This window comes from Otariodibacter sp., assembly GCF_029256985.1.
Taxonomy (GTDB): Bacteria; Pseudomonadota; Gammaproteobacteria; order Enterobacterales; family Pasteurellaceae; genus Otariodibacter.
Genome location: NZ_JARIDQ010000032.1, coordinates 1 through 12,911, shown reverse-complemented (window position 1 = coordinate 12,911; position 12,911 = coordinate 1). Strand labels below are relative to the sequence as shown.

Genomic DNA, 12,911 nt, shown 5'->3' with positions numbered 1-12,911 from the left:
AGGTGTGGTGTGTAAGCGTTGCGAGACGTTGAGCTAACACATACTAATTGCCCGAGAGGCTTAACCATACAACCTCAAGTGTTTTTTAGAGAGAAGCGAGAGCGGAACTCAGAGGACATAAGAGAGTGTAGAAGTTTACTAAGAAGTTACACAGACTGAAAGAAAGAGAAAGTTAAACAGAAAGACAGCTTGTTTTAAGATTTTAGTGCTAGGAAGAATAAAGAAATCCTAGGGAAGAATAGAAAGAAAAAAGATAGAATAAGACGTAAGTTGTTAACAGGATTATCCTGATGGTCATAGTGCAGTGGAACTACCTGAATCCATTCCGAACTCAGAAGTAAAATGCTGTTATGCCGATGGTAGTGTGGTGATTCGCCATGTGAGAGTAGGTCGCCATCAGGGCTTTATTAAGGGAAACCGTAAGTTAGAGATAACTTACGGTTTTTTGCTTTTCTATTTTTTAAAATTTTCAACGAAACTAACTGCTTATTTATTGTTATCATAAAGTCTATTCTATGGTTACTAATAGATTCCTTTTTTATGATTCATAACAAATCATAATAATCCTTTTGTTATAATCAATGCTATGATTTTGTATATCTGTATTGAAAATAATTAGGATTTTAAAAAAGAGCTTTATTCTTCAAATAATTCATGGATATAAATTATGTCTTCTAAAAATGAAGTGTTTTTATAATACAATATATCAAATAATTTCAGTTTTATAGATTTATGAAAATTCATGTACAATGCTAAGTATATTTCATTGGTTGATATTTAAGTTTTAAAAGGAATAGATGTGAATATAAAAGAAATTATTAAAAAAAATAATCTATCTTTACTCTTTCAAGAAGGCTCATTTGGAATTGAGAAAGAAAGCCAACGAGTTCATAAAAATGGAGAAGTGGTTACCACACCTCATTCTCATCAGTTTGGGAATCGATCTTATCATCCTTATATTCAAACGGATTTTGCGGAAAGCCAATTAGAATTAATCACCCCTCCAAATAATAAAATAGAAGATACTTATAGATGGTTATCTGCGATTCACGAAGTGGTGCAACGTACAATCCCTGAGGATGAATATATTTTTCCACTTAGTATGCCAGCAGGTTTACCTCCAGAGGAATTGATAAAAGTCGCACAGCTAGATGATCCACAAGATGTCGCTTATCGTGAACACTTAGTTACTGCTTATGGTAAATATAAGCAGATGGTGAGTGGAATTCATTATAATTTTCAATTATCACCAACGTTTATTAAAAAATTGTATCAAGCACAATCAAGCTCACAATCTTTTGTAGAGTTTCAGAATAATTTATATCTAAAAATGGCGAATAATTTTCTCAGATATCAATGGATTCTATTGTATTTATTAAGTGCTACGCCAACGGTTGAAGATAAGTATTTTAAAGATGGATCCCCTCTCAAAAAAGGGCAATATGTCCGTAGTTTACGTTCTAGTAAATATGGCTATGTGAATGATCCGGAAATTAAAGTGTCGTTCGATTCTCTGCAAGAATACGTTGAAACTTTAGAACATTGGGTAAATACAGGAAAATTAATTGCAGAAAAAGAATTTTATTCGAATGTTCGTTTACGAGGAGCAAAAAAGGTAAGAGATTTACTTAAAGCAGGGATTCAATATGTCGAATTTCGTTTATTCGATCTCAATCCCTTTGAAATTTATGGTATATCTTTGGATGATGCAAAATTCATCCACTATTTTGCATTATTAATGATCTGGATGGATAAGGCAGAAAATGCAATAAAAATAGGGCAAGAGCGATTAGCGGAAGTTGCTTGGGAGCATCCATTAAGTGAAACTACTTTTCGTGATGAAGGTGAACAAATTTTGCATCAGCTATTAGTAATGCTAGAAGAAATTAATGCACCTAAGGAATTGATGAATATTGTTCAACAAAAACTATTGGCTTTTGCTGATCCTAGCCAAACGTTATGTGGGCAGTTAGTGAAAGCTATTGAAGAATTTGGTGATTATCAAAAATTAGGTGCAGATCTTGCTCAAAAATATAAACAACAATCTTTGGCCCGTTTCTATGCACTTTCAGCCTTTGATAATATGGAATTATCTACACAGGCTTTATTATTTGATGCGATTAAAGTGGGTTTAAATGTTGAGCTATTAGATGAAAATGATCAATTCTTAAGTTTAAAATTTAATGATCATTTAGAGTATGTAAAAAATGGCAATATGACCTCTCACGATAACTATATTTCGCCATTGATTATGGAAAATAAGGTTGTGACTAAAAAAGTGCTACAAAAAGCGGGATTCAATGTGCCACAGAGCGTTGAGTTTACTTCAGCAGATGAAGCGATTTACCAATATCCACTTTTTGAAAATAGAGCGATAGTGATCAAACCTAAATCAACCAATTATGGCTTAGGTATCACCATTTTCCAACAAGGCGTAAAAAACAAAGAAGATTTTGCTCAAGCAGTTGAAATTGCCTTTAGGGAAGATCGTGAGATTATGGTTGAGGATTATTTAACGGGTACAGAATATCGCTTTTTTGTACTTGGTGATAAAACAGAGGCTGTGTTACTGCGTGTACCTGCAAATGTAGTCGGAGATGGTATTCATACTGTTGCGGAACTGGTGAATAGCAAAAATAGCGATCCTTTACGAGGTGACGGTAGTCGTACTCCATTGAAGAAAATAGCATTAGGCGAAATTGAATCCTTACAACTTAAAGAGAAAGGTTTAACTTTTGAGAGTATTCCAGCTAAAGATCAACTTGTGCAATTAAGAGCAAATTCTAATGTCAGTACGGGTGGTGATTCTATTGATATGACGGATGAAATGCATACAAGTTATAAAGAACTAGCTGTCGGTATTGCTAAAGCAATGGGGGCAGCTGTTTGTGGAGTGGATATTATTATTCCTGATTTAACAAAACCAGCCTCAAAAGAGTTATCTTCTTGGGGCGTGATTGAGGCGAATTTCAATCCAATGATGATGATGCACATCTTTCCTTATCAAGGAAAATCAAGACGTTTAACTCAGAATGTAATTAGAATGCTTTTCCCTGAGTTAGAAGTTACTGCGTAATTGATATTTCATCTGACAGGCGTTTGCTTGTCAGATGAAATATAATAAAGATTACAGAAGTTTTCCAGCTTGTTCTAAAATCTTCTGTTGTTCCAATTCTAATTTAGCCAATCTTTTCTGTTCTCGACGAATTTCATCTTCTGCTTCCCAAGCATCATAGGCTTGAACTATTTTTGCAACTACTGGATGACGAACAATATCGTTACTTTCAAAGTAATTAAAGCTTAGATCAGACACTTTACTTAACACTTCAATTGCGTGTCTTAACCCTGATTTTTGGCTACGAGGTAAATCTATTTGGGTTACATCCCCAGTAATCACCGCTTTAGAATTAAAACCAATACGGGTTAAAAACATTTTCATCTGTTCAATAGTCGTATTTTGGCTCTCATCTAAGATAATAAAAGCATCGTTTAATGTTCGACCTCGCATATATGCAAGCGGTGCGATCTCGATAACATTTCGCTCCATCAATTTTTGAGCTCGTTCAAAGCCTAACATTTCAAATAACGCATCATATAAAGGTCGTAAATAAGGCTCAATTTTTTGCCCTAAATCCCCTGGAAGAAAGCCCAACTTTTCGCCTGCTTCAACGGCTGGTCGAGTGAGTAATATACGGCGAATTTCTTGTCTTTCCAAAGATTCTACTGCAGCAGCCACCGCTAAAAAGGTTTTTCCTGTTCCTGCAGGGCCAATCCCAAAGCTAATATCGTGAGTAAGAATATTGCGTAAATAGCGTTGTTGATTTTCTCCTCTTGGCTTAATCATCCCTCGTTTAGTTTTGATCGTAATAGCGTGATAATCGGAAGATTTTTCTTGTGGGTCTGATTGTTCTGATGATTGCAATAACATTCGGCTTTCTTGAATGGCGAGATGAATGTCTTCTAAATCCAATTCTTTAATCACTCCACGAATCGGGGCAGTATCGTTATAAAGTTGCTGAATCAGCGTGGCACAATTTTGTAATAAAGAGAGTGAGGATGAACTTTCTTCTACCCCTCGAATAGTTAAGGTAAAAGCATTACGTGAAATGTTTAAATTGAAGCTTTTTTCGATAAGATTAATATGTTCATCAAAAGGACCACAAAGTGATTTTAGACGATCGTTATCTTCTGGTTCTAAAATTAAAGTAATTTCTGTCAAAGTAATTCCTCGTAAATGAGTAATGTTGTTGAGTAATGTGTATGAGTAAAGTTAAGCTATTTTAGCACAGTTCATTTTTTGAGTTATAAGATTTATATTTTTAAATGTGTATACAGCAAAAATTTGAATATCATCAAACATTTTGCATTTTATTTATATTTATCTGTATTTAAGGCTGATAATCCCAGCTAATAAATAGCTTTTTTGTTACACTGGAAATGTTTTTATCAATTGATTTTTGAAGGGATGGTAGGAGAATTATGAATCCAAGACGTAAATCAAGATTAAAGGTTATTTTTATTATTTTATTTGGTGTAGCAGTAGCTGCAGGACTGACATTATATGCATTAAGTCAAAATATTGATTTGTTCTATACTCCGTCAGAAATTATTTATGGGAAAGATAACCAAGCCGATAAAAAACCTAGTGTAGGACAACGGATTCGTGTAGGTGGAATGGTCGTAGAAGGTTCCGTACAACGAGATGATAAAACGCTAAAAGTGACATTTGGATTAAATGATATCGGGCCTGCGATTGAGGTTGAATATGAAGGTATCTTGCCTGATTTATTCCGTGAAGGGCAAGGTATTGTGGCACAGGGTGTATTGGTTGAACCAACAAAATTACAAGCGACAGAAGTGTTAGCAAAACACGATGAAAACTATATGCCACCAGATTTAAGCGAACAAATGAAGAAACAACATCAGCCAATGGGTATTTCTGAAGCGGATTTAAAAGGCGAATCTGAGCGTGATCGTAAGCAATTGGGAGAAGCTCAATGATTGCTGAGTTAGGAAATTATACGCTTGCATTGAGTTTAGCTTTTGCAATTTTGCTAGCGATCTTACCGCTTGTAGGTGCAGAAAAAGGGAATGCGACTTTAATTTCGCTTGCTCGACCGATGACGTGGGCAATGTTTTTAAGTTTAACACTTTCATTTGGTTCGCTATTTTACCTTTTTGCAGTGAATGATTTTAGTGTGCAGTATGTGGTAAATAATTCAAATAGCCAACTACCAATTCAGTATCGACTTTCAGCTGTGTGGGGTTCTCACGAAGGTTCATTACTATTATGGATTTGGTTACTTTCCCTATGGAGTATTGCTGTTGCAGTATTTAGTCGACAAATGCCAGAAGATGCGGTGGCACGTGTTTTAGGTATTATGGGATTAGTGAGCGTTGGCTTTCTTATTTTTATTTTATTTACCTCTAATCCATTTTTACGCACTTTCCCTGATTTTCCAGTTGATGGAAAAGAGCTGAATCCAATGCTACAAGATATAGGCTTAATTTTTCACCCTCCATTATTGTATATGGGCTATGTCGGCTTTTCAGTCGCATTTGCTTTTGCTATTGCTTCATTGATGATAGGAAGATTAGATACTGCTTGGGCGAGATGGTCTAGACCTTGGACATTAGCCGCTTGGTCATTTTTAACATTAGGCATAATATTAGGTTCTTGGTGGGCATATTACGAATTAGGCTGGGGAGGCTGGTGGTTTTGGGATCCAGTAGAAAATGCCTCATTAATGCCTTGGCTTGCTGGAACTGCACTTATTCACTCCCTTTCCGTTACGGAAAAACGCAGTAGTTTTAAAGCGTGGACTGTGCTTTTAGCTATATTAGCATTCTCTCTTTGTCTGTTAGGTACATTCTTAGTACGTTCGGGCATTTTGGTTTCGGTACACGCATTTGCTTCTGATCCAACAAGAGGATTGTATATTCTACTTTATCTTGTTCTAGTAATTGGCGGGTCGTTGTTACTCTACGCTTATCAGGGGAGTAAAATTAAGAGCCTTGATAATTCAGAACGTTATTCAAGGGAATCGGTATTGTTACTGAATAATATCTTACTGATGGCATTTTTATCGGTGGTTTTTTTAGGTACTATCTTACCGCTTATTCATAAACAATTAGGCTTAGGCAGTATCTCAATCGGGGCGCCATTCTTTGATCAAATGTTTATAGCATTGATGGTACCTTTTGCATTTTTACTTGGGATCGGACCACTTGTAAAATGGCGACGAGATAAGTTTTCTGCCATTCGTTTACCTGTGATTATTTCATTAATTACAATGGTTATCTTAGGTTTCGGTTTACCTTATCTGTTTAAAAATACGATTACCGTAAGTGTTGTATTAGGCACAATGATGTCAGTTATTATCGTTGCGTTGAGTTTGTATGAATTACATCAACGAGCAACACATCGCCATTCATTCTTAGTGGGAATAACGAAATTATCTCGTTCCCATTGGGGAATGGTACTGGCACATTTAGGTGTTGCAATGACAGTATTTGGCATCGCATTTAGTCAAAACTTTAGTGTAGAGCGCAATGTACGTTTGAATATCGGCGAGTCTGCTCAGATTTTAGATTATAACTTTACCCTAAAAAGTATTAATGATAGTAATGGGGCAAACTATGTTGGCGGTACGGCGGAGATAGAAATCACCAAAGATAATCATTATGAAGCTACTTTGCATGCCGAAAAGCGTTTTTACAATGTAAGTAAAATGGGAATGACCGAAGCAGCAATTGATTGGGGCTTTACTCGTGATTTATATGCTGCACTGGGTGAACGTTTAGATGATGGTTCTTGGGGATTGCGTTTATATTACAAACCATTCATTCGGTGGATTTGGTTTGGTGGATTATTTATGGCCTTTGGTGGTTTATTATGTATGTTTGATAAACGTTATCGACTAAAGATAAACTTATCAAAATAAAAAATCGCATAATTGCAAAGGTATAATGGGGGCTGATGAGATCAGCCCCTTTTTTCATACTCAATCAGATTTCATAGGGATGATCCTTCCATTATAAGAGTAAAGAATAATGTACGTATTTCATTATCTTATGTTTATTTTACGTTTTGGAGAATCAAATGCCTACTATTAGTAATGCTTCATTTATGACGTTAGTTGAACAAAAACTTAATCAATATTGTCAAGAACGTTTTATCGCCCCAGAACAACTTTCCAATACTCAATGGTTTCAATTTATTGCAAGTTGTAGTCAATTTGCTATTTTACAAAATTTTCCGGCTAACCCACCGCTTGTGAATACACGTAGAGTGAATTACCTTTCTATGGAATTTTTAATTGGTCGCTTATTAGGCAATAATTTGATGAGCTTAGGAGTATATCAAGATATAGATAATTTTGTCGCAAGATATAGTAAAAATCTCGTTGATATTTTAGAGGAAGAACGAGATCCATCTCTTGGCAATGGTGGTTTAGGGCGTTTAGCTGCTTGTTATTTAGATTCTATGGCAAGTCTTTCTCAGCCGGCGATTGGCTATGGCTTACATTACCAATACGGTTTATTTAAACAACACTTCAATGAATCTGGTGAACAATTAGAAACAGGCGATAGTTGGAATCGTGATTTTTATTTACAACAATATCACCGCCCTGATTTTCAACAACAAGTTGGCTTTGGGGGAACTGTTACTCAAATTTCAGATGAACAATATGAATGGCAACCAGCTTGGACTATTCAAGGTGAAGCTTTTGATTTACCAGTCGTTGGTTATAAAGGTGTACAGCAACCATTACGCTTATGGCAAGGTTACAGTGAAATTTCATTTGATTTAGCCAAATTTAATGATGGGCAATATTTACAAGCTGAATCACATGTTATTGATGCTGCGAAATTAACAAAAGTGTTATATCCAAATGACAACCACCAAGAAGGAAAAACACTACGTTTAATGCAACAATATTTCCATTGTGCTTGTTCAATCGCTGATCTATTACGTCAACATCTTGCTCAAGGTCGAACTTTGATGGAATTACCGGAGTTTGAAGTGGTACAACTCAACGATACTCACCCGGCATTAGCGATTCCTGAGTTAATGAGAATTTTACTCGATCAGTATCATTTAAGTTGGGAACAAGCGTGGGTAATTTCTTCTAAAACATTTGCTTACACTAACCATACGTTATTACCTGAAGCATTAGAACAATGGGATGATGGTTTAGTTGCACAATTGTTACCTCGCCATATGTTGATTATTGAAAGAATTGACCGTGAATTATTGGCAAAAGTGAGAGCAGAGTTCAACGATGAAGAATTTGAGCAAGCATGGCGAGAAACTGCGATTATAATAGATCATCATGTGCGTATGGCAAATTTATGCGTAGTGGGATCTTTTGCTGTTAATGGTGTAGCACAAATTCACTCAGATTTAGTTGTGAGCGATCTTTTTCCATCCTATGCAAGATTATTTAAGGGGCGATTCCATAATGTAACCAATGGTGTTACACCACGTCGTTGGATTCGTCAAGCTAATCCATCTTTAGCTCATTTATTAGATAATCATATTAATGGTGACTGGACAAAAGATTTATCATTGCTTAATCAGCTAGAAAATCTTGTTGATGATCCTCATTTTCAAACTGCTTATCAAGAGATCAAACAATCTAACAAGCAAGTACTGGCTGATGTGATTGAGCAAGAAATTGGTTTAAAAGTGAATTGTGACGCGATTTTTGATGTACAAATTAAGCGTTTCCATGAGTATAAACGTCAGCACCTTAATTTATTAAATATCATTGCAACTTATTTAGAGCTGAAAACGGATCCACAAAAAGATTTTATACCAAGACTCTTTATTTTTTCAGGAAAAGCAGCGCCGGGTTACTTTATGGCGAAGCAAATTATCCAAGCGATTAACGGTGTAGCTAAAGTTATCAATAACGATCCTGATATGCAAGGCAAATTACAAGTTGCTTTTTTACCTGATTATCGTGTGAGTTTGGCGGAAAAAATTATTCCAGCTGCGGATGTATCAGAACAAATTTCATTAGCAGGTAAAGAAGCTTCAGGTACAGGTAATATGAAATTAGCCTTAAATGGTGCTATTACTTTAGGTACATTAGATGGTGCGAACGTTGAAATTGCACAGTTTGCTGGTGAAGAAAATGTGGTAATTTTTGGACATACAGTGGAATCCGTACGTCAATTACGTGAACAAGGGTATGTGCCTCGTAGCTATTATGAGCAAGATGAACAACTTAAAAATGCCATTGATGCACTTGCGAATGGTATGTTCTCTGATGGTGATACTCAACGTTTTAGCGCATTGGTGGATAATCTGCTTAATAGTGATTATTTCTGCGTATTAGCGGATTTTGCAAGTTATCGTGAAGCACAACAAGAAATTGCAAAACGTTACAAAGATCAAACCGCTTGGAGCCGTTCAGCTATGCTAAATACCGCACGTTTAGGTACATTTAGTTCAGATCGCTCTATTCGTGATTATCAAACTCGTATTTGGAAAAAGTAGTTATTGGATAACAATAACTTTATAATTTAGATTGCAATATAAAAGCAGGGATACAATGTATTTCTGCTTTTTTATCATTCGACAATTTGCAAAAAATCACTACAATCTTACCGCTTATGAGATAGGGAGATGACATGAAATTAAATCCACAACAACAGATGGCGGTAGAAACAATCACAGGGCCTTGCCTTGTCCTTGCGGGAGCAGGTTCAGGCAAGACTCGTGTGATCATTAATAAAATTGCTCATCTGATTGAATATTGTGACTATTCACCTAGGCACATTGCTGCGGTTACTTTTACTAATAAAGCCGCTCGTGAAATGCGTGAGCGTGTGGCACATTCTATCGGTAAAGAAAATAGCAAAGGATTGACGATTTCCACCTTCCATACCCTAGGTTTTGAGATTTTAAAACGTGAGCATAAATTACTCGGCTATAAATCAGGCATGACTTTATTTGATGAACACGATCAGCTCGCTTTATTAAAGCACCTATTGCCTGAAAATGTCACTGAAGATAAAGATCTACTCAAACAGTTGATCTCAACGATCTCACGCTGGAAAAACGATCTACTTTTACCAGAGCAAGTGATCGGGCAAACGGTGAGTGATCGAGATCGTGTGTTCTCTTACTTTTATCAGCAATATCAAAATCAATTAAAGGCTTACAACGCATTAGATTTTGATGATCTGATTATGCTGCCAACATTTATTTTTCGCCAATTTCCAGAAGCCAAAGCCCGTTGGCAAAATAAAATCCGTTATTTATTAGTCGATGAATACCAAGATACCAACACAAGCCAATATGAATTAATCAAACTGATTGTGGGCGAACAGGGTAACTTTACTGTAGTGGGCGATGATGATCAATCTATCTACTCTTGGCGGGGGGCTAAACCTGAAAATATGGGAAGATTACAAACAGACTTCCCACAATTAAAGGTGATAAAACTTGAACAAAATTACCGTTCAACGCAACGTATTTTGCATTGTGCCAACATCTTAATTGATAACAACGACCACCTTTTTGTAAAACGTCTCTTTTCACAATTAGGCGAAGGTGAAAAGTTAAATGTAATTGAAGCTAAGAACGAAGAACACGAAGCAGAGCGTATTGTTGGTGAATTGATTGCCCATCGTTATAGTCGTAAAACTAAATACAAAGATTACGCTATTTTATATCGAGGCAATCATCAATCTCGCTTACTTGAAAAATTACTGATTCAAAACCGCATCCCTTACAAAATTTCCGGTGGAACTTCTTTCTTTGCCAAAGCAGAAATCAAAGATATGTTGGCGTATTTAAGATTGATTGTGAATCAAGATGATGATGCCGCATTCCTGCGTATCGTTAATACGCCTAAACGAGAAATCGGGGCGGCAACCCTAGAAAAATTAGGGCAACTCGCCAATGAAAAGCACGTCAGTCTATTTGAAGCCATTTTTGATTTTGAATTGATACAACGTTTAACCCCTCGTCCTTATCAAGCATTGCAGGATTTTGCTCGTTGGATTGTGGAGTTATCCGATCAAGCGGTCAGATCTGAACCACAAAATGCAGTAAAAGAGATGTTGGCACATATTCAATATGAAGCCTATCTGTATGAAACGGCAAGTACCCCTAAAGCCGCAGAAATGCAAAGTCGCAACGTCCAAACCCTCTTTGGTTGGATAGAAAAAATGCTCGAAGGGGATGAACTTAACGAACCCATGAGCCTAAGCCAAGTTGTAACCAACCTTACCCTACGAGATATGCTAGAACGTGGTGAAGATGATGATGCTTCTGATCAAGTCCAATTAATGACACTCCATGCTTCAAAAGGCCTAGAATTTCCTCATGTTTTCCTTATCGGAATGGAAGAGGGATTATTACCTCACCAAACCAGTATGGATGAGGATAATGTTGATGAAGAACGCCGTTTAGCTTATGTAGGTATTACCCGAGCTCAACAAACCCTCACTTTTTCATTATGTAAGGAACGTCGTCAGTATGGTGAAATAATCAAGCCTGAGGCTAGCCGTTTTTTACTTGAACTTCCGCAAGATGATTTGCAATGGGAAAAAGATAAACCTCCATTAACTGAAGTTCAGAAGGAAGAAAAAATGGCAAGTAATATTGCAAACTTACGAGCAATGCTTTTAGCAAGTAAGAAATAATTCATTTAAAAAAAGGGTGGTAGTGATAGAATACCTATAAATTTTTACAGTATTTTAGTTATTATGAATATCGATCAAACTTGGTTTTATGCCATCATTGTATTACTTACCCTTTTAGCTATCTTTTTGGCTTTTTTGCAATCTCGTTATAAACGAGATGCAGTTGAATTACAGCAAGATCTGCATCAATCACAAATACAGTTAGGGAATTTATCACAAAAACACGATCTTCTTATACAAGATAAAAATAAGTTAGAGCAATGGGCAATTCAGCAACAAACTCGAGCTGAAAGTACATCAGAACGCTTACAAGAGCGAGATAGCACTATTCAACAATTACAGCAAAAAATTGAGCAGGCTGAAAATGCAGAAAATCAGTTAGAACGTTATATTAACGAATTAAAGGAAAGGGTAGGTTCAGCACAAGCGAAAGCTGAAGGTTTGGAGGAGCAACTTCAATTAAGTCAGCAACAGTTGAATACTAGACAACAAGAGATTCAAACACTCTCTACAAAATTTATTCAATCACAACAAGAACTGACTGAAATTAAAACAACGTTAAGTGAAAAACAGGCGAATTTTGAAAGTCAACAAAAGCAATTTTACGAAGTTCGTCAGCAACTGAATACCGAATTTCAACATTTAGCCCAACAAATTCTGGAAGAGAAAAGCAAATCTTTTTCAGAGAGTAACCAGTCCGCTTTAAATCTATTGTTAAAACCTTTTAAAGAACAAATAGAAGGGTTCCAAAAACGTGTGAATGAAGTGCATACGGAGGCGGTTAAAGGCAATGCCAATTTAGAAGCAGAAATTAAACGTGTATTGGATATTGGATTATCAATGTCACAAGAAGCACAAAATCTAACAACGGCTTTAAAAGGTAATAATAAAGTCGCAGGAAACTGGGGCGAAATTCAGCTTGAAAGTGCATTACAGTCGGCAGGGTTATTATCTGGTGAGCATTACGTAGCACAAGAAAGTTATCGAGATGAAGAGGGTAAACGTTTTGCTCCTGATTTTGTGGTGAAACTACCTGATAATAAACATTTGGTTTTAGATAGTAAGGTGTCGTTAGTTGCCTATGATCAAGCGGTCAGATCCGAGGATAATTTTGCAATTTCTAAGGCGTTAGATGAGCATTGTCGTTCGCTTCGAGCCCATATTGATGGGCTTTCTAAGAAAAATTACAGTAGTCTAATTGGTATAAAAAGCCCTGATTTTGTATTGATGTTTGTGCCAATTGAGCC

Annotated in this window: 7 protein-coding genes and 1 rRNA gene; 7 read left to right on the top strand and 1 reads right to left on the bottom strand. The window is 36.3% G+C overall.

The genetic code is table 11. The annotated features are described in order from the left end of the window. The first annotated feature begins 286 nt into the window (after window positions 1–286). Window positions 287–402 (top strand): 5S ribosomal RNA (rrf, locus tag Q1J40_RS03265). Between the two features lie 397 nt (window positions 403–799). Then, window positions 800–3,076, top strand: a complete 2,277-nt coding sequence (gene gshAB / locus Q1J40_RS03260; RefSeq protein ID WP_301098606.1) for a bifunctional glutamate--cysteine ligase GshA/glutathione synthetase GshB — start codon at window positions 800–802, stop codon at window positions 3,074–3,076. Between the two features lie 51 nt (window positions 3,077–3,127). Here gshAB and Q1J40_RS03255 read toward each other — a convergent pair whose 3' ends face one another. Then, the gene (locus tag Q1J40_RS03255) at window positions 3,128–4,219 is read right to left on the bottom strand and encodes a PhoH family protein (protein ID WP_301098605.1); all 1,092 of its coding nucleotides are present in this window, start codon (window positions 4,217–4,219) and stop codon (window positions 3,128–3,130) included. A gap of 260 nt (window positions 4,220–4,479) precedes the next feature. Between Q1J40_RS03255 and ccmE the strand changes: the two genes are divergently transcribed. The 5 genes from ccmE to Q1J40_RS03230 all read left to right on the top strand — a co-directional run. Next, window positions 4,480–5,001, top strand: a complete 522-nt coding sequence (gene ccmE / locus Q1J40_RS03250) for a cytochrome c maturation protein CcmE (RefSeq protein ID WP_301098604.1) — start codon at window positions 4,480–4,482, stop codon at window positions 4,999–5,001. Further along, complete coding sequence (locus tag Q1J40_RS03245; RefSeq protein WP_301098603.1) at window positions 4,998–6,944, top strand: heme lyase CcmF/NrfE family subunit; 1,947 nt, start codon at window positions 4,998–5,000, stop codon at window positions 6,942–6,944. The genes ccmE and Q1J40_RS03245 overlap by 4 nt, the downstream gene beginning before the upstream one ends. 158 nt (window positions 6,945–7,102) lie before the next feature. Next, complete coding sequence (gene glgP / locus Q1J40_RS03240; protein ID WP_301098602.1) at window positions 7,103–9,508, top strand: glycogen/starch/alpha-glucan family phosphorylase; 2,406 nt, start codon at window positions 7,103–7,105, stop codon at window positions 9,506–9,508. A 134-nt stretch (window positions 9,509–9,642) separates the two neighbouring features. After that, on the top strand, window positions 9,643–11,664 hold the full coding sequence (gene rep, locus Q1J40_RS03235; protein ID WP_301098601.1) for a DNA helicase Rep: 2,022 nt from the start codon (window positions 9,643–9,645) through the stop codon (window positions 11,662–11,664). Window positions 11,665–11,727: 63 nt separating this feature from the next. Next, a partial coding sequence (locus tag Q1J40_RS03230) for a DNA recombination protein RmuC (RefSeq protein WP_301098600.1) occupies window positions 11,728–12,911 on the top strand: 1,184 nt, incomplete at its 3' end.